Below are 22,968 nucleotides of genomic sequence, written 5' to 3'. Positions count from 1 at the left end.
TTGCAGTAGGCTACGCTTAAATCAATGCTGTGGCTGTCCGTGTTTAGCCAGGATCACGAATATCTTGCCGCGATTTGCCTTTGCCCTAAAATTTGCACGATCTCGTCTAAGCTTAAAATTTTGCCATGCGAGTCAAAGCCTACGTTTAGTATGCGCCCCTTTAGGCTGGAAGCGCGGTCGTGCAAGTGTCCGTGAAGCATAAAAGAACCTCTCGAGGCGTGGTTGTGCTCCTCCACGGGATAGTGAAACATACAGATGCTCATACCCGCCTTGCCGTCCTTCATCGCGCCCGCGCCGCCGTCAAAATTTAGCTCCTTGTAGTGCAGGATATCGCTAAAGATAGGATTTCCGTCCTCTTTTAGCTCGCGTAGCAGCGCTTCTTTGTTTTGGCTGATGAGCGTATCGTGGTTGCCTAAAATCAACACATGCAAGCCGTTTAGCCTACGCGCGACGCTTTTTAGATCCTTTAATTTATTACAAAATGCAAAATCGCCCAGATCATAAACCGTATCCTCGGGCCCCACTACAGCGTTCCAGAGCTCTATTAGCTTTTCATTCATCTCGCTTACGTCGTTAAAAGCCCTAAATTTAGGGCAGTATTTCATAATATTGCCGTGATAAAAATGCAAATCTGAGGTAAAAAATATCATCATTTTTCCTTTAAGCTTTAATCGCTGCATCAAATTTAAGCTTTACGTAAATTTGCGCGGCGTCAAATATTCGCGCTAATCGTTAAATTTTTTCTAAAAATTCTTTTATAAAGCCTAGCTTGCCCTGCTCGTCAAGGGATCTAAATTCCCGCTCGTTTGCTTTGATGTGATCGACCAATGGGTGAAATTCCTCATCGAGCTTGGTTTTATCCAGTTTGCCGGAAAGCGCCTCGTTTTTACTGCGAGCGAAAAATTTATTCACGAGATAATAAGGCGTTTTCATCTTAAAGCAAAAATCATTTTGGCTTGGGATATACACCATAAAGCCCTCGAATTTCGCCTCTTTGACTATATTTTTTAGCTCCGCAAAGCTCGTTTTTAGATACTGCTCGCCCTCTTTATAAAAAGGTCTTTTTAGTACTCCGTTAGTGCTTGCAGCGATCTTATCCAGCTCAAATTCGCTTGCTTGCGCGCCGGTTTTAACGTCGATAAGTCCGATAAAAGTCTCGCCTAGCTCCTCTTCTACGATGTGCGGATCGCTCTCGTCGGTGATCTCAAATAAAAAAGTTTTATTTGGATAGCGTTTGAAAATCTCTTCAAATTTGCAGCAGTGCTCGCGCGCCATCTGTGCAAATCTACTATCGGTCGATCCCGTCGTAGAGTAGATGATGCGGCGGTTAAAGCTCGCGCCGCTTTCGTGGGTATCTACGTAGGTGCAACACCCCAAAAAGCCGTTTACCTTTCGCACGGCAAGCACGGGCGTATCGTCTGTGATATCGATAGGATAAAGGCTTTTGCGCGAGGTAAATTCCGAGTAGTTATAGACCTTTTTAAACGGACGCACGATGATATTTAGATCATCGTCCATTATAAGCCCGCGCATCTCAAGCAGCGCCTTATCCCAATCGGCTTTGAAAAAGACGCGTTTTGAGTATTTATAGGTGCGAAGCTCGGGATAAAGCTCGCTTTGACGCGCACTCCAGAGCCTTTTATCCTGCGTGGCGGCGATATATTTTTTCGTTACGTAGGTATTTTGCGCCGCATCAAAGGGTAGATCGCGCCTGTTTAGAGCCGCCGCGTCTTTAATCTTTTGCGCTACGCTTTCGCTCATAGGATTGACGGGCGGGATCAAAATTTCGCCTTCTATTTTGTTGTTTGCGACCTTGATAAACATCGCTATCACGGTATCTTCATCGACGCCGTGCTCGGAGGCGAAGAAATTTTGCATTCTAAAGCACTCGAAAATAAATCCATTTTGGACGGCTTGCTCTTTTAGGCTTAGCAGCTCTTTGGTGCGCGCGCTCACGTTGCTAAGCACGACAAGAACGTCTTTGGTCTTGTTTTCCAGGGCAAATTTATACGCCTGCTTTATCTCGCGGGCGACCTTGCGCTTCGCGTCCTCCAAAAGCTTCGGCGACCAAGTATAAACTCCTGCCTCATCGGTTAGAAATATATCGTTTTCCAGATGATAAATTTGCGCCTGCGGATATTCGTTTTTAAATTCTTTAATTTTCTCTTTTGCGAAAGTCGTTTTACCCGAGCCCGCGTGTCCGCGAACGACTATAAATTTTCTCATTTTACCGCCTTGATTTTATGTGGCGATATTCTACCTGAAATTCGTATATTTTTCTATCGTGTGCAAAATTTTAGGCAAAAGTTAAATACGAATGAAAGTAAATTAAGACAACCGAAGTTTTATTGCCTGCGATAAAATTTAGTATGTAAATTTTTAAATTTAACTCGTATTGTAAAAATTAAATTTACGTTATTTTTTGGCAAAATAGGTCTATTGGGCTTTATGTGACATAAAGCCGAGAAATTTAGCGACTGAATGTAGCTCGTTAGTTTAAAAAAAAAGCAAAGCGTTTGCCAAAACCGTCGCAAATTTACCTCAATCTTCTATCTCAAAGTAGTAAGAAATAGGCAAAATTCGGCCCTTTTTATCGATAAACACGCTTTTGTAGTCTACACTAGCGGCCGTCGCGTTGCCCTCAAAAACAAATATGCTATCGAATTTTGGTTCTATGGCGACCTTGCCGTCTATGTCTAGGCAACCGCTTTTTCTATTTACCCTGAAATTTAACATTCCGCCGTAAAACTCGCCAAATATATAGTCGAATTTTTGCGGCTCAAGGATAAATTTACCGCTTTTATCTATGATACCCCACAGCTCGCCGACCCTTACCACGGCACGTTTTTCTTTAAATTTATTTACTTCGTCAAAACGCGGCTCTATCGCGAAATTTCCGCTTTTGTCTATAAAGCCCCATTTGCCGCCCGATTTTACGGCCGCTAGCCCTTCGCTAAAGAGCGATGCTAATTCAAATTTAGGCTCTATAACGACGCTTGCGTCCTTGTCCACAAAGCCATAAAGTCCGTTAAATTTGACGGATGCTAAGCCTTCTGTAAACTTTAATGGGTAGTTGAAATTTAGCTTTGAAACGATAGCGCCACTTTTGTCTATCACGCTCCATTTATCGCCGATGCGCACCGAGGCTAGTCCATCGGAAAACGACCTTGCCTCGTCGTAGCGCAGAGGAATGATTGTTCTGCCGCTTTTATCCACGTAACCGTATTTCATCCTGCCGCATTTCATCTCGCCCACGAGTATCGCGCCATCTTTAAAGGCTATACCCATATCGTCAAATTTGGGTTCTACTACGACCTTACCTGTTTTATCTATGAGGCCGAATTTACCGTTTTTGACAATGCCCGCTAACCCCTCGGTAAAACTAGTTTTAAAGTCCATACCGGGCGCCAAACGTAAGGCAAATCTGCCGTTTTCGTCCATAAAAAAGGCCTGTCCGCCTATAAAAACCACGCAAAGACCGTCAGAAAAGGTTCCCGTGACCATAAAATTTTTACCTACAGCTTTTATGTTGCCGTCTTTATCCACGGCATTGCCATCCGCAAAAACCAGCCCGTAGTCCGCTAGTTCACCCTGCCCAATTATCTTAGCTTCAAGACCGAGCAAGCCTAAGAGAAGTACCACTAAAATTTTTTTCATTTTTGCCCTTTTTGTAAATTTGAGGCTAATTTATCCCGCCCAGCAGCTCTTGCGTCTGCTCGAAGCTAAATCCCTCTTCGGCGTCTTGTTTTGGGAAGTTATCTATAAATTCTTTTTTCGAGATAGCAAGGTCTAGCTCTTTGTCGCTACCCTTTTGATACGCGCCGATGCGGCCGGTAATTTTGTTGATCATGCCGCCTGTGCTGGTCGCCGCGGCTAGGTTACCGTTTTTATCTAGCGCGACCGCGCCCGCTTTTTTGGTCGAGCCGTCCATGATCGAGGCATCAAGCTCGTTAAATCCGTCGGCGGTAAATACCGCGCCCTTGCCCGCGTTGAAATTCGGATCGTCCTCAAGCACCATAATGGCCGCCGTTACGGCATCCATCGCGGTGCCGCCCCGTTCAAGCACGGCTTGACCTGCCAAAAGCGCCCGGTTCATCGGCTCCTCACGGATTTTAAATTCCTCTTTGGTTAGATCAAGCCCGCTGGTGCCGCCGTGAATGACGATAACCGGGAAAAATTTCTCCTGCGCATTCGCAGCCGTTAGCCCGAGCAGGGCCAGACTCGCCGCCATAAAAATGGCCTTTGAGAGTGAAAAGTGCTTCATATCTCATCCTTTCGAAAAAATTGCAGAATTTTAAGAAATGATATAACTTTGCACTTTTCGTTTCGCTTAATCAAATGCGAATTTGGCCGGATCTAAATCTAATGCTTTGAGCTTAGGATTAAGCTTTCGCCGCCAAATTTAACGCGACTCAATTTGTGGCACAATCTGATGGATCGATTTAAATTTTATAATTTTGAGTTTGTGCGTCAGTAAAATTTAATTACCGCAGCTCGATAAATTTCAACCGCGCGTCATAAAATTTTAGCGCGCGGCCGTATTTTAAAGGGTACTATGCGAGCGAACGAGCTCAAGCGCAAAGCGCAAAACGCATAAATGCTAGCAAGACGGGCTCTCGATCTAAGAGTTTGAAAAAAGCTTCAAATCAAAACGCCTCAAGCTCGCCGTGCGCGATCATTTAGTGTTGCGTCGAAACCGACGCCAGTATGTTTTGACGGCTCAATCGCAGCTTTTTTCTCCGCGGCAAAGGCGCGCTAGGTCGTATTTTAGCAGCACCAAGCCAAGGCCTAGCAAGAAAAGGTCTTTGAAGATAAAGCCGTCGATCTTGCCCAGCTGCGGCAGTAGGCTGAGCGTAGTAAACGCCATGACGATTACGATGAGATCGCCCACGATACCCGCCTTCGGCTTGAAAAAGCCCGCGATGAGCGAGAGATAGCCCACGGTCTCCACCACGCCCAAAAAATAGCTCGCGCCGGCGTCCCCGAGCGCTGAGGGCAAAAACGAAAGCCACGTCTGCGAAAAGAGCGGCTTTAAAGCCTCCACCTCGAACTCAAACCACTTGTAGTTGCCCATCACGGCAAGCACGATGATAACGGAAAGTCTGGCAAATATAATATCCGCGTCGCCTGCGACAAATTTTTTTACGATCTCCCTCATACGGCTCCTTTGTAAGTTGCGTAGCGGTATGATAGCGAGCTTGCGTGTAGGCTACGTGAAGGGGCGAAATTTCAAATCTTCGGCTCTGCGAAATTTCAAATTCCATGCTACGCGCCTTAAAATTTAAAGCGGTCGCGGCAAATTTCAAGGAGCGAAGTGGTGCGAGCTGCCGCGAAATTCCATCGAACTTTGCGGCGTGCGCGGGCAAACCTCGGCGATGATATTGATCGAAACGCCCGTTTTAGCGGCAATCGCATAGATTTTAGGCAAAAACTTCGGCGCGAAGCTGAACAAAATCTCGTACTCCTCGCCGCTTTGCAACGCAGTCTCGCTAGGGCAGGCGATCCAGCGCGCACCCACGCCGCTAGCCTCCAGCAGGCGGGGCAAGTCCTGCGCAAGCCCATCGCTAATGTCCATCGCCGCGCTGATGAACTTCGCCGCCTTGTAAAAAAACTTACCGCGCAAAACGGGCCTAACGAAGCGCGAATTTTTTGAAATTTTTGCGCGCAGATCCTCGCGCAAGCGATATGAGCCACTACCTGGCACAGGATTTTCGCCTGCAAAGCTTTGCGACATAGAATTTTCGCATGCGGAGCTTTGCGCCGTAGGGCTCTTGCGATAGTCTCCGCTATGCGACACGGAATTTTGCGCCGAAATTTCGGCGTCCATGCTCTGTAACTTAGCATGCGCAGGTAAAATTTTATCGTCCGAGCTTCGCACCTCATCGCCAGGATTTTGTGTCGCCGAAGCCTCGGCATTCAGACCCTGCGGCGCGGTGATTGAGCTTTGCACCGACGAAATTTTATCGTTTCGGTTTTGCGTCTGCGAGCTAGCGGGCGAAATTTCATCTCTTAAAAGCACCGCCATATCGCGCCCGACGCTGCCTAGCTCGCCCGTATGCGCGATGAGCTCGCCCACGCGCGCGCCGCTGCGAAACACGGGGTGCTTGCATTTGCCGATCAGGCTCACGCTAAGCGCGATGCGATCCGAGCCGATCGTGTCACCGCCGATGATCCGTATGCCCCACTCGCGCGCCGTTTCACTCACGCCCGCACATAGCTCGTCGATCTCGCGCGTGCCGATCTCGCGCGGCATCGCAAGCCCCAGCAGTGCGTATTTGGCGCGCGCGTTCGTCGCGATCATGTCCGAGATGTTTACGAGCATCGCCTTTGCGCCGATCTCGCGCAGGCTCAGCCAGCCGCGGCGAAAGTGCACGCCCTCGACGAAAAGGTCCTTGCAATACGCCCGCTCGCCGATCACGGCGCAATCATCGCCGTTAAGCTTCGATCTAAATTTCTCAAAAATATACCGCTCCTTATCCATGCGCCCTCCGTTAAATTTAGCGTTACGCCGCAGCCGCGCGAAAGCTAAGAGGCCCGAATTTGCAGGCCTTTGTTTTAAATTTCGTCGCGCACGCGCAGCAGGAGTTCTACGCTCCGCTTTGCAAGATTATAGCGTAATTTTAGATTTTCGCCGCGCGAGTTTAGCTGCGGTTCGGTGCGGCTCGATAGCAAAATTAAAAATCGCGTGAGCTTTGGGGCTTTAACGTGGCTTGATACGGACGAGGTCTGCGATAAAACGGCGCCCGCCGCATAGACGACCCCTAAAAACTTCTAGCTCGCGACGCGACACCGAACCGCGTTCATAGCGCACTCAAAGCACCCGCAAAGCTTCATATGCCGGCGAAATTGCGGCTTTTAGTGGCCGCGATACAAAGACAATGCGATGCAAAGACAAATCGCCGCGCAGGCACGGATACTACTTCAAATCTACGGCGCGGGTATAAATTTCGCTTTCAAAATCGGGTTTCAAAAGCGCGAGCTCTGCCGTACCGTCTAAATCCGCCGCAAGCCTGCACCGCCCGCAAACGGCATGAAATTTTGCCGCGCCCCAAGCGCACAAACCGCGCAACGCCCCAAGCCGAATTCATCGCAGCGCAGCGGTAAAATTTCACGAAATGCCGCCGCCCGGTAATCCGCTAGCCCTTCTTTAGCTTCGCAAGCTCGCGCACAACCGCCGCCTTGCTCTTGCGGTCTTTTAGCGCATCGTAGCACTGCGCTAGTAGCTCTAGCGCGTGGACTAGGGCCTCTTTGTAAGCCGGTAGCTGCTGATATGCCAAAAGCGCCGCCGCATCGTCTCTCATCGCCGCGAAATGTCTCAGCGCCGCAGACGGATCGCCGCGTATCATCGCGATCTCGCCTAAAATTTCGTGTCCGTCGTAGCCCGAGTGCTCGTAGGCGGTGCCGCGCATGCCCTCGTAGAGCTTTACCGATCTGTTCGCGTAATCCTGCGCCGCGGCTAGATTTTTCTGCGCATAGCTCGCAGAAATTTTACTCGCGCCCGCCTCTTTGTAAATAGCCAAAAATTGTCGCGCGATCTGTAGATAAAGCCCGCCCGTATCGGGCTCCGTCGCATCCGAAAGCTCCGCTGCGGCAAGCAGATGCTCTAGCGCGGCGGCACACTCGCCCAGCCCCGCATGTAGCTGCGCGTAATCCCGCGCGAGCGAAGCCCTACGCGCGCGCTCGTCCGATCCGTCCTCTATAAACGGGCGCAGATGCAAGCAGTGCGCCTCCCATTCGGCCAAATCTCGCAGTGCACGACGCTTGGGCTCGGGCGCCGGCTCATTCAAAGCGGAGCCAGCCTTAGCGCGCAGATACTCGCACGCGCCGCTAGCTCTGCCTTCGGCCTCGTAGGGATCGGGTGTGAGCGTTTGCAGTCGGGCGAAAATCTCCTCCGCACGCACGGGATCGCTCTGTAAAAACATAGTCCAAACAAACAGCGCCCGCCCATACTCGCGCACAGCGCCCTTACGATCGCCGCGAGCCTCGTAGATGCGCCCGAATGTATAAGCGCTCTCGTAATTTACGGCATCGGCATATATCTCCGCCACCCCGCTTTGCATGGAGCTCGCGTCCGTCGCTAGCGAGATCGCGGCGTCGGTATCGCCGCGCTGCAGGGCGATGCGCGCGCGGACAAATCTGCTAAAAATCCGCCCTACTTCGATGCGCTTTAGCTCGCTAAGCTCCTGCGCCCGTGCGGCGAGCTCTTCGGCGCGAGAGATCTCTTTAGCAAGCAGCGCCCGATCGGCATTTTCTAGCAATCCCCAAATTTCGCGCATAGAAGACGCGGTGGAATTTTTAACGGCAGCATTCGCGGAGGCTATGTTTTTTGGCATGGAAACCTCTGACGGGGCGGGATTTTTGACGGCATTACCTGTATCGGTATAATTTGCGACGTCCCCAGCGGAGGCACCGTTTGCGGCATGGGTGTTTTCGGCGGGCGGCGGGACCTGCGTGCAAGCGACGAAAAACAAGCCGAGCGCGACGTAAGGTAAAATTTTCATAGATGGCCTCCGAAATTTTAGTCCGATTATAGCAAAACAAAGTTTAAATTCCGCGGCGGAGCTTGCGTCTGCGTAGAACGACGTCGAGCCCGAATGAAATTTTAAAATTCTACCGAGCGACGTTCGTGAGCCGCGCGAGTTTTGGTGCGGGCTTCGGTGCGGCTCGATAACAAAATCGGCAATCGCATGAGTTTTGAGACTTTGGCGCGGCTCGGTATGACTTGATGCGGACGAGGCTTGCGATAAAACAGCGCCTGAGGCTATCTCTTGCATACACCCGCCTACGCTCACTCGCACAGATGACGGCTCTTTTAAACGGCAAGTTTGAAAATTTAAAATTTAGCCGTAACCGCTGGCAAGATTAAATTTAAACGCTGCGTAAGCGTAGCAAAGATAGAATTTAGCGCTAAATTTAAAGCCGTAATGTGACATTCAAGCAAGAGATAAAATGAACGATACCAAACCGGATGAGCCGCTGCTAATCATAAAAAGGGCGAGGCGTTTTTACGGGCCTTTTTATGCGGTAGTTAAAATTTTGCAATTTTGCATAGCCGTTATTTTATAATGCTTGACAAGCCTTATGCGCCTATCGTAGGCTGGGTGATGCTAATCGGGCTTTTTTACGCGGAGATTATCCCGAATTACTTTAAATTTATTGCGTGCTACGATGATCGCATAGTCGTGAAATATTTTTTCTGGCAAAGAGATATTCCATTTGATGAAATCAAGTATTTTTGGATATTTACATATTTTTTAGGGCACAATAAATTTTTTATTAAACTCAAATTTAACTTTAAAAATTTGGTACTAAATATTTGCTCGATAGTTATACCGATGGATTATATAACAAAAGAAGATTTTGAAAAATTAAAAATTTTAATGAGTAACAAAAATATCGAATACAGGGATTTTATCTGAGGAGCGAAAATGTGTTGCGACCGTAGTTATCAAACTATAAAAACAGGCGGATTTTTTAATTTCGCCATGAAATTTCTTGTTGCAATATTTTTTTGCGATTGTTCTATTCGGCTGCGACGGTAGGGAATGTCGGAATCAGTATAACGACAAAGCAGAAGAAATAATATTTGAAGGAATAAGAGATTTAAATCATCTAGGCGGTTCTTGGTCTTGTGGAAAAATTACCGATAGATATGAGAGCATAGTAAACATTTATGGCGCTAGAGATGATGATATAAAGTTGCTCTTAAATAATTTTTCAAAAGTTACCGACATACCAAATGTTAAAATCACGATAAATGTTTATAAAGGCATAAGGTTGGCAAATAAAAATTTACTGCCAAATGATGAGCCTATATTAATCTTAAAATTAAATACTCAATCGAGTCAAGCAGAATAAAATTTCGGGCGGCGCAAACCGCCCGAAATACCGCGCTAAGCCCTTACTGCTCGTAAAAGCCGCTCGGTTTGGAGATCGTGTCGATGTAGATGTTTTTGGTCTGGGTGTAGTGATCCAGGATCATCTTGTGCGTCTCGCGACCGATGCCCGATTCTTTGTAGCCGCCAAACGGCGCGCCGGCGTGGATCTGATTGTAGGTATTGACCCACACGCGACCCGTCTCAAGCAGGCGTGCGACCGTGAGTGCCTTTGCGATGTCGCGCGTAAATACCGCGCCGCCTAGTCCGTAGAGGCTGTCGTTTGCCATGCGGACGAGCTCGTCTTGATCTTTAAATTTAATCACGACGCCCACAGGGCCGAAGATCTCCTCCTGCGCCACGCGCATGTCGTTGCGCACGTCCACGAGTAGCGTAGGCTCGACGAAAGCCTCTCCCGCGCTATGTCGCTTGCCGCCCACGGCGATCTTAGCGCCCTCCTCTACGCCGATTTTTACGTACTCTAAAATTTTATCGGCTTGCTTTTTGTTGATCTGGCATCCCATCTGGGTGTTCGGATCGAGCGGATCGCCCACCTTGATGCGCTTAAATTTCTCCACGAGCGCCGGTACGAATTTATCATAAATGCCCTCCTGCACGAATATCCTACTTCCCGCGCAGCAGACCTGGCCTTGGTTGAAAAGAATTCCCAGCTGCACGCCGTCGATCGCAACGTCGAAGTCACAATCGTCAAAGATGATATTTGCGCTCTTGCCGCCAAGCTCAAGCGTAGCGGGGATGATCTTTTGCGCCGCGGCTAACGCGATGCCTCTGCCGACCTCGGTCGAGCCCGTAAATGCGAGCTTATCAAGCCCTTTGTGAGTGCGGACGAACTCGCCTGCCTTGCTTCCCTTGCCGGTTACGACGTTGATGACGCCCTTTGGAAGTAGCGGCGCGATCAGGCGGATGAACTCCAAAATGCTAAGGCTGGTTTCGGAGCTTGGCTTAAATACGCACGTATCGCCCGCGGCAAGTAACGGAGCGAGCTTCCACGCGCCCATCAAAAACGGGAAATTCCACGGCACGATCTGTCCTACTACGCCGATCGGCTCGCGCAAAACGACGGATAGATAGCGCTCTTTTAGCATATTGGCGCTGCCCTCTTCGCCCAAAATTACGCCCGCAAAATAGCGGAAATGCTCGATCGACCACGCTACGTCGACCGCGCGCGTCTCGCGGATCGGCTTGCCGTTGTCGATAGTCTCTACGGTGGCGATGAACTCGGCGTTTTGCTCCAGGACGTCGGCGATCTTATTTAGCAGCGCGCTGCGCTCATAAACGCTGGTGCGGCGGAAGCTCGCAAACGCCTTGCGAGCTGCGGCGACCGCTTTATCGACGTCCGCCTTGCTAGCATCTGCGATCTTTGAAATTTTTTCGCCGGTAGCGGGATTAAAAACGTCTAGGCTCGCGCCGCCTTCGGCACCCACAAACTCGCCGTCGATGAAAAGCTTATAGCTTGGTTGGATTGTAGCCATGCTTACTCCTTACGTGAAATATGACATTCGCTATTATATATCCGCGGCGGTTAATGCGGCATAAATTTCGGAGCGAAAATCGGTTAAAATTTTGTAGTGTGTAAATTTGAGAAGTACCGCGGCATGCGCGAAATTTTAAAATTTGATCTGCGTGCGTGACAGCGGAGGGTTTTAAGCAGCTTTAAAGCGGCGCAAAATTTAAGCCCTCGCGAGCGGCGAAATTTCAAAAGATAACGTTTATGAAACGAGAGCGGAAATTTGGCTACGATAAAATTTCAGAATTCGGCTTTGCTAAATTTTAAAATTTTGCGAGGTAAAATTTCTAAAGCATTTTTTTTGAGATGAAATTTCTAAAATTATCTCTCGCGCAAGCTTTACAAGCCCCTTAACGCTCGCTCTTAAAGCTCGCTTGAGCGGCACTCGAGTAGGGCAAAAGTATAGCGCCGAAAAACGGCATTACAATTAATCTCAGGCGTTTCGTAAAAGCATATACAGGCGGCGCAACCCGCCCTACTCGCAGCCCTCGGGCGCAGCGAGCGTAACCGCTCTAGCGTGCAGCCCGAGCTGGTGTGCACAGCTTCGGACGCAGGAGTGCAATCGCCCGCACTGCAATTTAAACGCAGTAAGCCAACCGCTCGCGCTGCGGCTCGCGACCCGTTCGAGCACGGGGCGGGGGACAACTACTCTGCGAGTATCGGCTTATTCAAGCCAAAAAATCGAACTAGGCGCACGAAGTCTCCGAGCCCGCGAAAGCCACACTCGGACTTTTCTAGCCGAGGGATCAAACCGCTTAAAATTTTAAAATTTAGGCTCGAAAAAGGTATCTTCGTGGATGTTGGCGAAGGCGGCTTGCAGGCTGATAAAAAACCTCGGATGGGCCTTTTCATACTGTGCCAAAAGCTCCTTCGTAGCGGCGCGCGCGGTGGGTTCCTTGCCACCGTATTGTTTCGCGGGGCAAACCTCCTCCTCGCGCATGATCGGAAGCTCGTTATCTCTAGCACAGGCAGCGATTTGGCGCTCGCGCGCTAGAATGAACGGACGGATGATCACGAGCCCGTTTTCGGCGACATAGCGCGGAGCGAGAGTTCGAAGCGCGCCGTTGAAGGTGAAATTCATAAAAAAGCTCTCCGCAGCGTCGTCGAGGTGGTGGGCGATGGCGATCTTATTGAAGCCGTGTTCGAGCGCGTAGGAGTAGATATATCCGCGCCTCATACGCGAGCAAAAGCTGCAAAACGTGGTGTTTGCGCGGATCTTTTCCTTGCCGAATTCAAAAATTTTAGTATCGATTATCTCGTAGGGAATCTCGTGCTCTTTAAAATGGGCGCTTATCTCGCGCAGATCCTCGCCGATACCGTAAGTAACGGTGACGGCTCGAAACTCCCAATCTAGCGGGCTTACGCTTTGGAAGTGCTTCAGCACGTGCGCCAAACTCATACTGTCTTTGCCGCCGCTAAGAGCTAGTAAAATTTTATCGCCGCGCTCGAACATCTTGTATTTGGCGTTGGTTTGTCCGACGCGGCGAAGTAATTTTTTGGAGAGGTTTATCATAACCTTTCGATCATTTTTAGGACGAAATTTGCGCTCGTTTGCGCGCTTTTTACCATAAACTCGTCAAAGTCAAACTCGGCTTTGTGTCCCGCCTCGTCGCTTATCGCGCGCAGTACGCAAAACGGCACGCCCAGCGCGTCGCACACCTGCGCCACGCTCGCTCCCTCCATCTCGACCGCGCTCGCGTCAAACGTCCGCTCGATCCAGCTCTTGCGCTCCTCATCGCTTACGAACTGATCGCCGCTAGCGATGATGCCCGATTTTAGCGTGATGCCTAGCTGCTCGGCGACGCTTTGCGCGATAGAATTTAGCTTCGCGTCGGTTTGGACTGAAATTTTACTTCCGGGTACGAATCCGTGCGGATGCCCAAATGCCGTGATGTCCAGATCGTGCTGCACGAGCGCGGTAGCGTATAAAATTTCGCCGATCTTGATGCCGTGCTTCAAAGCCCCCGCGACGCCCGTAAAAATGAGCGCGCGCGCGCCGAATTTCTCGATCATAACCGTAGCGGTCAGGGCGGAATTTACCTTGCCGATCTTCGAATACGCGATCACTAGATCGTGGCCGTTAAGCTTAGCGGCGTAGAATTTATTATTCGCGTGCTCCACAGCTTCCACGCTCACACCCCGCTCGCGCAGCGCGGACAGCAGCGGCTCGATCTCTTCGGGCATCGCGCCTAAGATCGCAACTTTCATCTATTCTCCTTTGCAAATTTCAGAAACTCGTCTAGGCTCGCAAGATCCGTGATGCTAAAGGTCGGCTTTTGCGTGATCTTTTTGTTTATCCCTTTTAAAACCGCCGCGCCGAACTCGACGAAGCAGTCCGTCTCACTCTCATAATTTTTGATGCTTTGCTTGTAAAGCACGGGACTGATAAGCTGGGCTTTCAGCAGCTCTAGCGCTTCGGATTTCGCCCTGTATGCGCGCGCGGTGGCGTTAGCGACGACAGGAGCGAAGCTCTCTTTTAGCGCGGGGCGCAAAAATTCCAAAAGCTCGTCGCTAGCACTCCCTAGCATCGGACAATGGCTTGCGACGCTCATATTTAGTAGCATTGCGCGCTTTGCGCCTGCGGCTTTAAACTCGCCCTCGAGTGCCGCGAGATCATCTTTTTTGCCCGCAACTACGATCTGCCCGTCGCAGTTATAATTCGCCGCCCATACCTGCTTACCTGCGCTCGTTGCATCCGCGCAAATTTTTTCAACCGCCTCGTCGGCAAGAGCTAAGATCACCATCATTCCGGCGCCTTTGCCCTCGCAGGCGCTCTGCATTAGCCTGCCGCGAATATTTACTAGCTTTAGCATCTGCTTCGGCTCTATGCCTCCCGCAGCGCTTAACGCGCTAAACTCGCCCAGAGAGTGTCCGAGCAAAAACTGCGGAGCGATGTTAAGCTTTTCTTGATCCAGCTTTTCTTGCAGCGCCGCAAGCGCCATCATGGAATTTAATGCAATCGCAGGCTGCGTAAATTCCGAAATGTCGAGCTTGTCGTTGGGTTCAAACAGCAAATTTTTAAAATCGATACCCGTAAAGTCTGAAGCCTCATCCAAAAGTGCGCGCGCAGAGGCGGAGCCCTCGTAAAACTCCCTGCCCATGCCTACGCTTTGGCAACCCTGTCCGGGAAAGATAAAAGCAAATTTCATAAAAAAGTCCTAATGCTCGTGATGGTGCCCGCCGCAGCACTCGTGATCTTTCCCGTGATCGTGACCTCCGCAGCATTCATGACCGTCTGCATGCCCATGGCCTCCGCAACACTCGTGATCCTCTGCGTGATCGTGTCCGTGTCCGCCGCAGCACTCGTGCCCCTCGTGATGATTATGTCCGCAGCCGCAGCTGTGAGTACCCTCAGGCTGGCCGGTAAGAATTTCGTCCGCCGTCGCTTCGCGGTTCTCGACGATCTTTATATTAAATTCCAGCTCCTTGCCCGCAAACGGGTGGTTAAAGTCAATAGTAACGTCCTGCTCGCCGATAGCTTTGACGCTCACGCGGGTAGTCGCGCCGTCCTCCGCCTGTCCGAAAAGCTCCATACCCACGACCAGATCTATACCCGCAAACTGCTCTTTAGGTAGGATCTGCACGGCGTCCTGCTTATACTCGCCGACCCCGTCGCTCGGGCTTATGCGAACCGTTTTGCTCTCGCCTGCTTGTAGATTTAAAATTTCATCTTCCAGTTTTTGGATGATTTGATCTTTGCCGCTAAGAAAGGCAATCGGGTCGGAGTTTAAATTTGATTCTAAAATTTCACCGGTTTTGCCGTCTTTTAGCTCATAATGCATCTTTATAACTCGGTTGTTAGCCATAGTTTTCTCCTGTTTAGAATTTTATTTTTGAGTTTGTATTTAAATTTAGGTTATCTAGTGGGCGCAGCTTTAGCTTCTTTGGAATCCGGGTATGAAGCTTTTAGCGCTTTGTAGAATTTATCTGCGCTGTCTTTATCGCCGATCTTATCGAAGCTGATTGCGGTGTGATAGAGGAGCTTTGGAGTGTAGTCTTGGCTCTCGTTGTGCGAGATGCTCTTTTTATAATAGTTTATCGCTTCTGCGTATGAGCCGGAGAAATATGAAATTTCGCCCAGCATGTAATTTGCCTTAGCGGGCTTGTAATTTTTAGATACTAAATAATTGTAGCGCTCTTTTGCGCCGGAATAGTCTTTTTTGACATATAAAGCGTCAGCCTCTTTCAACACCGAAGCCTGATCTTTTGATTTAAAATCGGAGTCTGATTTTGTACTAGCAGGGATTGAAGCAGTTCCTGCGTCTAATTCAGCGTTTTTTTTTACGCTACTGCCGCTACCTAATTTTTTATTAATTTCAGCGATTTGGGCTTTTATAGTTGCGATATCTCGCTTCATCTGATCTAGCTCGCTGTTGCCTTGGCTTTTGCCCGTAGTACGAATTTCTAGATCTGCTACCCTGTTTTCCAGGTTCGAAATTTTAGAATTTGTTCCTTCAAGGACGCTTCGCAAGCCTTCTACGCTCTCGCGTGTATTATCTACACTAGTTTGCATCTCGCTTATACGCTTGCGGTTATCGCGTAATACTTGTTCGTTTTCGGTTAGTCCATAAGAGCTGCCTGAATCAATATTGCCAGCATCAAATGCGGAAGTTTCTGCATTTAAAAAAGTGGCAGCTCCCAAAAGAGCCGCCACCGTGAAATTTTTAAATTTCAAATTAGAATCCAACTTTGAATTCGTCGCGTCTGTTTTGAGCGTCGCACTCTTTAGAATGCTCTGTGCAAGCCATATTGCTCTCACCGTAGCTTACTACGGAAATTCTGCTCTCATTTACGCCTTGAGCAACCAATGCGTCTTTAGCTGCAGTAGCTCTCTTTAGACCAAGGGCATAGTTGTACTCATCAGAACCCCACTCATCGCAGTTACCCTCAACTTTGACGGTTAGAGACTCTGCGCCTGCTTGGTTGAATAAAGCTGCGTTATTATTGATTGTGCCTTGTTGATCGGCTCTAATATTAAATTTATCAAAGTCGAAATAAACAGTACCAACTTCACTTTGGATCTGAGATGCCAAAGCAGCTAGTCTATCTGCATTACTTGTGCTTGTAGTATCGGCCTCTGGGGTCTTTTTAGAACAACCGCTCAATAATAGAGCAGCAACTGCTATCGAAGATAAAACTAAATGTTTCATTTTCTATCCTTTCAAAAAAAATTGTAGTCATTATATCACGAGATTTTTTAATATTTTACCAATCAACCGATTGAATTTTACCCACTCTTAACGGAAATTGGAAACTTTTATTCTCGTTAACTCTGATAATACCTACCGAGCTTCCGCCGCCGTCTTGCTTGATAAACATAATGCTGCCGCCATCGCTAGAAAATCTAGGAAACATATTTTTGCCACTAGCCGTTAACTGGCGAATCATATCGGTTTGAGTAGAGATTAAATATATATTAAATCCGCCCCCGCCGTCGCGACTAGAGTAAGTAACATAATTGCCATTTGTGCTGATGGAGTTATTATTTTTGCCGTGATAGACGAGCTGCTGAACGTTGCCGCCGTTTATGCTAGTGGCAAATACGTTCGGATAGCCCAGACGATCGCTCACAAAAGCCACGCGCGAATCGCCGTCGATAAAATTTCCATTTACATCAATGCCAGCGTAATCGGTAATTTGCTTAGCGCTGCCCGAGGCTATATCATATAAATAAATATCGGGTTGATCTTTAGGCGCATTGGTGATTAGAAGCTTTCTGCCGTCGGCACTTACATCCGAAGCTATCGTCATGCCGTGACCGGTAAAAATTTTGCTCTTGCTACCATTGGATAGATTAAATTTATAGATAGCGGGCGTATTTTTATTGACATAGTAGGTATAATAAAATTCGTTCTGTGCCGCGCTTGCCCATTTAGGGAAGATATTTAATCCGCCACGAAGCACCACCTGCTGATAGGTAAGCGTATAATCAGCCACCATGATCTCGCTCTCGCGCGTCGAAGTGTAGCGAGAGAGCAAAATCATCTCCTTCATCCAATCGACGTTTGAATAGCCTAACTGCTTGACGATCTCAGATACCGCCATATGTGCTAAAAACGGATACTTTTCGGCATTTGAAAGCGTAAAGCTCTTCTCGTACATCACCCTGCCGCTGTTTGCCTCAAGCACTTTGGCTTTTAGACTCATCGGCGAGCTTTTATCACTTACCGCGTAGCGCACGATCAGAGCGGCACCGCTAGAGCCTAGATTGTCGGAAGCGCCCGCATCATAGCTGCTTTGTAGATACTCGTCGCTGACTTCAAAAGTCGCGCCGACCTTTAGATCACCCACCATAAGTTTAAAGAATTTGTTGCCAAATTCTGAATTTGCAAGATTCGATGCATCCTGAACGACGATTTTTGGTAAATTTACCCCTTCGTTTACGATAGACATAGTCGCATCTGCCGCGAAAATGCTACTACAAAATGCAAGAATCAAAAGTAGTTTTTTCATCTTTTCTCCTTAAATTTAATTTGATTTAACATTATATTTTAAAAAAATCGCAAATTTACGAGGCTTGTTGTCTGGCGCTTTTACAAAGCGTTGTTTCGAAAGCCTCATCAAAAAGTTCTTAAGTTTTTTGAGGAATATTTCATCCCCCTCCAAATAATCTGTGCTATAATCAATAACTTTCCCATCAGCACTTAAGCTTACGTTGAGTAGCACGCTGCCTTCAGCAGGAGTCATTTTTTGCGCCCACCACAAATAACCCAGCTGCTTTTTAACATCATTATAATAAATTTTAATTTTATAGGAATTTTGAATTTCGATGTTTAAATTTGAAGAGGTAGAATTTTTAGCAGAATCCACATCTTCTGCAAAAAGCATACAGCAAAACGCAAAAATACAAAAAAGTCTCTTCACTTTTTTCCTTACAAAATTCTAATTTGTCTTCATCACGTCGGACATCGTAGTTTCAATATCGTGCGACGCTCCGTCTGGAGACCTCGGGAAAGTTTGAGTCGTTAGATTATCCAAAAAATCTCGCAACTTCTGGTTAAATTCCGTCTCACGCCCCATTTCTAGAATTTTATAATCCACGACTCGTCCGTCCGCGCCAAGGATTATCCTAATTTTCGCATCATCTTTCGTAGTTGCGACGTATCTACTCCACAAAACTTGAAGCCTTTTCCCGATAGCACCATAATAAGCGTTATACTCGCCCGTCCTTTGCGTCCTGCCGCCAAGCTTATCGGATTTAACGACAGCATTTTTAGATGCCGCTTTATCCTTAGCACTAGAGGTGGAGGTTTCTTTATCGGACTTTTTGTTACTCTGAACGGCGTCGTTAGCTTTAGCGCTCTCCTCAAGCTTCTTATTGTCCTTAGTCGTATCCGAAAAAAGATCGCTCAAGCTCGGTTTTTCCTCTTTTTTTGGCTCCGACTTAGCTTCCTCTTTTTTCTCTACTACTTTTTCGGAAGGTTTATCTTCCAACTTAGGCTCAGGCTTGGGCTCCTCTTTTTTGGGCTCAGCTTTAGGCTCGTCCTTTTTAGGTTCCGGTTTTGGCTCTTCTTTCGGCTTTTCGGGCTCTTTCGGCTTTGCCTGCACCGGAGGCGGCGGAACTACTTGCGCCGTAGTCTTAATTTTATCCTCCGGCACATCCTTCACATTCTTATTGTCAAACTCGCCTTGCTTTGTTTCTTTAGCGATTTCAGGCGCGGACGGAAGTTTATCATCTATTTCGAAATCAAAAGTAACATCCATATAATCGTTGGGATTGTCAGTATATTTTTTAAATTTTTCCTGCGGCTTTGAAATTTGATATAAAAGAACAAAAATCACCAGCAGATAGGCAAAAAGGGCGATTAAAAACGATTTAAAATTATCGTATTTAACCCCCGTAAAATTTGAATAATTAGCCATTTGTTTGAAGTGCGACTTTTGTAAAACCCGCCTGCTTTAGGCTCTTTAAAACAAACATTACATCGTCGTAAACGAGTCTTTTATCGGCTTGGATATAGACAGGTTTTTCCAAGCTATACTTGCCGGTGCCTTTAAGCAGCACGAGATTATCTGGGAATTCAGATAGGATCATCGAGCTTTTGTCGATATAAACCTTGCGATCTTCGCCGATACGCACAAGCAAGAATTCCGCGGTATTTTCCGAAACCTGTGCTTTTGAGCCGCTAGGCAGTTCGATCTTCTCATCGTAGATAATCGCCGTTTGCGCGACCATTAAAATCGCTAGCAAAACAAGCATAATATCGACGAGCGGAGTGATATTTAACTCTGGATTTTCGTCGAAATTATACATTAAATAGCTTTTCCAGTGTTTGCTTTAAATAGCAAAATATCCGCTGTACGATTTATAATGCTCATAACTTCGTATGCTTTGCGTTTTATAAGTAAGCTAAAGGTGTATGCGGGGATCGCTACAAAAATTCCACATCCTGTGGCAACTAGCGCCTCACTGATCGCAGGAGCGATAGTATCGATGCCGGAATTTCCGCCACCGAGCTTGGAAAATGTGTGAAGTATACTAACGACCGTACCAAATAGCCCGATAAACGGCGAAGTGGAGGCGACGATAGATAGCCAAGTAAGTCCGCTAGTGGAGTCGCGCTCGGCCTTGCCTTTATAAATTTCCAAGGCTTCTTTTGAAATTTTATCGGTATTTACTTTTTGAAAAATAGAGCCCGAAAGCGAAATCCTACCACCCATCAGCAAGGATTCGAGCGCCTTTGCTTCGCGGTGTTGCCACGCACTAAGCCCTACAAATCTGGAGATCAAAATCGTAAAAGTGACGATAAAATAAATGGATAACCAAGAAAGCACGAATATCGTAATAAACGTGCTTCTTGAAAAATAACTTAAAATTAGATCTAGCATATTTAACTTTGCCTTGCGAATTCGTCGACTCTAGCCATGATCGCTGCGGAATTTGCCGCATCCGAGCTAATAGACGCAAGCATATCTTTGGCGCGCTGCAAAGACTTCGCTACGGCGCTTTCGCTATCGCCTCCGATAGCCACGGCTTGAGTGGCTAGGATAGTAGTTTTTTCTTCTGTAACTTCCAAAAATCCATCGTTTACCAAAACAAGCTGCTTTTTGCCATCTTTATCCACGATCTCTACGACGCCACCTTCGCTTTTATCTTTAAGCCCCGTCAGCAAACTCGCATGCCCTGGCAAAATACCCATTTCGCCAGTAATGCCGGGGAGTTGGACGGATTTAACTTCGCCCGAAAAAACCATTCCTTCGGGCGTAACGATATCTAAAAGCAAAAATTCTTTCATCTTAAAATTCCTATGCTTTCATCTTTTCAGCTTTTGCTACTACCTCGTCGATATTTCCCACCATATAAAAGGCATTCTCCGGCAGATCGTCGTATTTGCCCTCTAAAATTCCCTTAAAGCCAGCAATAGTTTCCTCTAGCGAGATATATTTACCCGGACTTCCGGTAAATACCTCGGCTACGAAAAACGGCTGAGATAGATAGCGCTCGATCTTTCTAGCACGCTCGACCACGAGCTTATCTTCTTCGCTAAGCTCGTCCATACCCAAAATCGCGATAATGTCTTGCAAATCTTTGTATTTTTGAAGTACTGCTTGAACGCCGCGAGCGACCTTATAATGCTCCTCACCGATGATTTGCGGATCAAGCATTCTTGAGGTCGAATCAAGTGGATCGACGGCGGGATAAATTCCTTTCTCAGCGATCGCTCTGTTTAAAACGGTCGTCGCATCAAGGTGCGCGAAAACGGTCGCAGGAGCCGGGTCGGTAAGGTCGTCCGCAGGCACATAAACGGCCTGAACGGAGGTGATAGAGCCCTTTTTGGTCGAAGTGATGCGCTCTTGTAATTTACCCATTTCGCTAGCAAGCGTAGGCTGATAACCGACCGCGGACGGAATTCGTCCTAAAAGCGCGGACATCTCCGAACCCGACTGCGAGAAACGAAAGATATTATCGATAAACATCAAAACGTCAAGCCCAAGCTCGTCGCGGAAGTACTCGGCCATCGTAAGACCGGTTAGCGCGATACGGTTCCTCGCCCCCGGCGGCTCGTTCATCTGTCCGTAGGTCAAGGCGACTTTATCCAAAACGCCCGATTCTTTCATCTCGTTATAAAGGTCGTTCCCCTCTCTCGTTCGCTCGCCGACGCCCGCAAATACGGAGTAGCCGCTGTGTTTGAAAGCGACGTTGTGGATTAGCTCCATAATAATAACGGTCTTACCGACGCCTGCACCGCCGAATAGTCCTACCTTGCCACCCTTTGCGTAAGGAGCAAGCAGATCGACCACTTTGATGCCGGTTTCAAAAATTTCACTCTTCGTGCTTTGATTTTCAAAGCTAGGCGGATCTCTGTGAATGGACCAACGAGTTTCAAATTTTTCATCCTCGCCCTCGTCAATCAGATCGCCCGTGACATTAAAAATTCTACCCAAAACCTTCTCGCCCACTGGCACCGTAATAGGCGCGCCAAGAGCCGTAGCTTCAAGCCCTCGCCTAAGTCCATCACTCATATCCATAGCGATCGTGCGGACGCGATTGTCTCCAAGGTGCGCGGCTACCTCTAGGATCAGCCTACGATGAGCGCCCTCGACATCAAATTTAACCTCGATAGCTTCATTAATCTTCGGCAAGTAGTCCTTGAAATCGACATCGACCACGGGACCCATTACCTGAGAAATTATTCCTTTCATCCGTTTTCCTTTCATTTCATTGATTCGACGCCACTTATGATCTCAATAAGCTCAGTCGTGATAGAGCCTTGTCTGGCTTTGTTGTATGCTAAATTTAACTGCGATACGCGCTCCTTGGCGTTGTTTGTCGCATTCTCCATAGCGTTCATTCTAGAGCAGTGCTCCGCTGCCAAAGAGTCAATAAGTGCGTAATACATGCTGTAGCTAAGATAGCTCTGGATTAAATTTAACATCAATGTTTCTTCATCCTCAGGGCTTTCAACTTCTACTTCCAATGTAGATGTTTTTAAAGCATCCTCACTAATTGCAGGCTCACCGATCGGCACCAACGTATTTACCCGCATCTCTTGAGTAATCATATTCAAATAGCCATTGTGGACGAGTATGACTTCATCGGTTTTGCCTTCGTTAAAATCCTTAACCGCGGCTTGGACGATTTCGTTAGCTTTCTCGGACGATGGAGATGAGCTCACGCCGATATATCGCTCCAAAAGCTCAATGCCCTGAAAATCGAAATATTCTATTCCTTTTTTGCCGACGGCGCGAAGGCGAACCTTGATCTTTTTAGCTTTAAGCTCCTCGATCAAAGCTTTGATCTTTTTGATGGTGTTGATATTAAAACCGCCGCAAAGCCCTTTATCTGCGGTGATAAACAGCAAATCAACCGCCTTTACCTCTCGAGTGGTATCAAAAATTCTAAGTTTTTCGTCGTTGCCCGAATTATTGCCTACATAATTTTTAACGCGCGCAGAAATTTCACCCAAGACCTCGTTAATCTTCACCGCATAAGCTCGCGAGCGCATCGCCGCTTCTTTGGTGTTTTTAAGCTTAACATTGGAAACCAGCTTCATAGCTTTGGTAGTCTTCTCCGTATTTCTGACGCTTTTGATTTGAAGTTTTATATCCTTTAAATTTGCCATA

At 47.7% G+C, this 22,968-nt stretch carries 24 protein-coding genes and 1 pseudogene; 2 read left to right on the top strand and 23 right to left on the bottom strand.

What is annotated here, in order from left to right; translation table 11 throughout:
* Window positions 1-53 precede the first annotated feature (53 nt).
* The 8 genes and pseudogenes from Q0537_RS02260 to Q0537_RS02225 form a co-directional block, all read right to left on the bottom strand.
* Window positions 54-650 (bottom strand): phosphoesterase, encoded by a 597-nt coding sequence (locus tag Q0537_RS02260; RefSeq protein ID WP_299224750.1) that lies wholly within the window; start codon window positions 648-650, stop codon window positions 54-56.
* Between the two features lie 82 nt (window positions 651-732).
* A complete protein-coding gene (locus Q0537_RS02255) occupies window positions 733-2,226 on the bottom strand; it encodes an RNA ligase (protein ID WP_299224748.1) in 1,494 nt (497 codons plus the stop codon).
* Between the two features lie 315 nt (window positions 2,227-2,541).
* Window positions 2,542-3,657 (bottom strand): WG repeat-containing protein, encoded by a 1,116-nt coding sequence (locus Q0537_RS02250; protein WP_299224746.1) that lies wholly within the window; start codon window positions 3,655-3,657, stop codon window positions 2,542-2,544.
* 25 nt (window positions 3,658-3,682) lie between these two features.
* Window positions 3,683-3,931 carry an isoaspartyl peptidase/L-asparaginase gene (locus Q0537_RS02245; protein WP_299224827.1) on the bottom strand — a complete coding sequence of 83 codons (249 nt, stop codon included), beginning with the start codon at window positions 3,929-3,931 and terminating at the stop codon, window positions 3,683-3,685.
* Window positions 3,920-4,231: pseudogene (locus Q0537_RS02240) on the bottom strand (isoaspartyl peptidase/L-asparaginase); the annotation flags it as partial. The pseudogene Q0537_RS02240 and the gene Q0537_RS02245, both read right to left, overlap by 12 nt.
* 489 nt (window positions 4,232-4,720) lie before the next feature.
* Window positions 4,721-5,158, bottom strand: a complete 438-nt coding sequence (locus Q0537_RS02235; protein WP_299224743.1) for a DUF417 family protein — start codon at window positions 5,156-5,158, stop codon at window positions 4,721-4,723.
* 144 nt (window positions 5,159-5,302) lie between these two features.
* Window positions 5,303-6,481 carry a thiamine-phosphate kinase gene (locus Q0537_RS02230; RefSeq protein WP_299224741.1) on the bottom strand — a complete coding sequence of 393 codons (1,179 nt, stop codon included), beginning with the start codon at window positions 6,479-6,481 and terminating at the stop codon, window positions 5,303-5,305.
* A 655-nt stretch (window positions 6,482-7,136) separates the two neighbouring features.
* On the bottom strand, window positions 7,137-8,774 hold the full coding sequence (locus Q0537_RS02225; protein WP_299224739.1) for a hypothetical protein: 1,638 nt from the start codon (window positions 8,772-8,774) through the stop codon (window positions 7,137-7,139).
* A 291-nt stretch (window positions 8,775-9,065) separates the two neighbouring features.
* Here Q0537_RS02225 and Q0537_RS02220 point away from each other — a divergent pair, with 291 nt between their 5' ends.
* A complete protein-coding gene (locus tag Q0537_RS02220; RefSeq protein ID WP_299224737.1) occupies window positions 9,066-9,419 on the top strand; it encodes a hypothetical protein in 354 nt (117 codons plus the stop codon).
* Between the two features lie 76 nt (window positions 9,420-9,495).
* On the top strand, window positions 9,496-9,858 hold the full coding sequence (locus Q0537_RS02215) for a hypothetical protein (protein ID WP_299224735.1): 363 nt from the start codon (window positions 9,496-9,498) through the stop codon (window positions 9,856-9,858).
* A 43-nt stretch (window positions 9,859-9,901) separates the two neighbouring features.
* Here Q0537_RS02215 and Q0537_RS02210 read toward each other — a convergent pair whose 3' ends face one another.
* From Q0537_RS02210 to atpG, 15 genes are all read right to left on the bottom strand, one after another.
* A complete protein-coding gene (locus Q0537_RS02210; protein WP_299224733.1) occupies window positions 9,902-11,368 on the bottom strand; it encodes an aldehyde dehydrogenase family protein in 1,467 nt (488 codons plus the stop codon).
* A gap of 798 nt (window positions 11,369-12,166) precedes the next feature.
* Window positions 12,167-12,916: an ATP-binding protein gene (locus tag Q0537_RS02205; RefSeq protein WP_298956817.1), complete on the bottom strand. Its 750-nt coding sequence runs from the start codon at window positions 12,914-12,916 to the stop codon at window positions 12,167-12,169.
* Window positions 12,913-13,611, bottom strand: a complete 699-nt coding sequence (locus tag Q0537_RS02200; RefSeq protein WP_299224731.1) for a 5'-methylthioadenosine/adenosylhomocysteine nucleosidase — start codon at window positions 13,609-13,611, stop codon at window positions 12,913-12,915. The genes Q0537_RS02205 and Q0537_RS02200 overlap by 4 nt, the downstream gene beginning before the upstream one ends.
* Window positions 13,608-14,552 carry an ACP S-malonyltransferase gene (fabD, locus tag Q0537_RS02195; protein WP_299224729.1) on the bottom strand — a complete coding sequence of 315 codons (945 nt, stop codon included), beginning with the start codon at window positions 14,550-14,552 and terminating at the stop codon, window positions 13,608-13,610. Before fabD ends, Q0537_RS02200 begins: the two co-directional genes overlap by 4 nt.
* 9 nt (window positions 14,553-14,561) lie before the next feature.
* Window positions 14,562-15,209, bottom strand: coding sequence for an FKBP-type peptidyl-prolyl cis-trans isomerase (locus tag Q0537_RS02190; protein ID WP_299224727.1), 648 nt, complete (start codon window positions 15,207-15,209; stop codon window positions 14,562-14,564).
* A gap of 50 nt (window positions 15,210-15,259) precedes the next feature.
* Window positions 15,260-16,078: a tetratricopeptide repeat protein gene (locus Q0537_RS02185; protein WP_299224725.1), complete on the bottom strand. Its 819-nt coding sequence runs from the start codon at window positions 16,076-16,078 to the stop codon at window positions 15,260-15,262.
* Window position 16,079: 1 nt separating this feature from the next.
* A complete protein-coding gene (locus tag Q0537_RS02180; protein WP_291938293.1) occupies window positions 16,080-16,553 on the bottom strand; it encodes an OmpA family protein in 474 nt (157 codons plus the stop codon).
* 55 nt (window positions 16,554-16,608) lie between these two features.
* Complete coding sequence (tolB, locus tag Q0537_RS02175; protein WP_291938295.1) at window positions 16,609-17,856, bottom strand: Tol-Pal system protein TolB; 1,248 nt, start codon at window positions 17,854-17,856, stop codon at window positions 16,609-16,611.
* A 15-nt stretch (window positions 17,857-17,871) separates the two neighbouring features.
* The gene (locus Q0537_RS02170) at window positions 17,872-18,267 is read right to left on the bottom strand and encodes a hypothetical protein (protein ID WP_299224723.1); all 396 of its coding nucleotides are present in this window, start codon (window positions 18,265-18,267) and stop codon (window positions 17,872-17,874) included.
* A gap of 18 nt (window positions 18,268-18,285) precedes the next feature.
* Window positions 18,286-19,266 (bottom strand): TonB C-terminal domain-containing protein, encoded by a 981-nt coding sequence (locus tag Q0537_RS02165; protein ID WP_299224721.1) that lies wholly within the window; start codon window positions 19,264-19,266, stop codon window positions 18,286-18,288.
* Window positions 19,259-19,657, bottom strand: coding sequence for a biopolymer transporter ExbD (locus tag Q0537_RS02160; protein ID WP_297881203.1), 399 nt, complete (start codon window positions 19,655-19,657; stop codon window positions 19,259-19,261). Before Q0537_RS02160 ends, Q0537_RS02165 begins: the two co-directional genes overlap by 8 nt.
* A complete protein-coding gene (locus Q0537_RS02155) occupies window positions 19,657-20,232 on the bottom strand; it encodes a MotA/TolQ/ExbB proton channel family protein (RefSeq protein ID WP_297894471.1) in 576 nt (191 codons plus the stop codon). The genes Q0537_RS02160 and Q0537_RS02155 overlap by 1 nt, the downstream gene beginning before the upstream one ends.
* A 2-nt stretch (window positions 20,233-20,234) precedes the next feature.
* Window positions 20,235-20,639 carry an ATP synthase F1 subunit epsilon gene (gene atpC, locus Q0537_RS02150; protein ID WP_291938303.1) on the bottom strand — a complete coding sequence of 135 codons (405 nt, stop codon included), beginning with the start codon at window positions 20,637-20,639 and terminating at the stop codon, window positions 20,235-20,237.
* Between the two features lie 10 nt (window positions 20,640-20,649).
* Window positions 20,650-22,047: a F0F1 ATP synthase subunit beta gene (gene atpD, locus Q0537_RS02145; RefSeq protein WP_295151010.1), complete on the bottom strand. Its 1,398-nt coding sequence runs from the start codon at window positions 22,045-22,047 to the stop codon at window positions 20,650-20,652.
* Window positions 22,048-22,058: 11 nt separating this feature from the next.
* A complete protein-coding gene (gene atpG / locus Q0537_RS02140; RefSeq protein ID WP_299224718.1) occupies window positions 22,059-22,967 on the bottom strand; it encodes an ATP synthase F1 subunit gamma in 909 nt (302 codons plus the stop codon).
* Window position 22,968: the final 1 nt, after the last annotated feature.

This window comes from uncultured Campylobacter sp., from assembly GCF_938017775.1.
Taxonomy (GTDB): domain Bacteria; phylum Campylobacterota; class Campylobacteria; order Campylobacterales; family Campylobacteraceae; genus Campylobacter_B.
The sequence above is the reverse complement of the archived record's forward strand: the minus strand, read 5'-3'. Positions and strand labels throughout refer to the sequence as shown.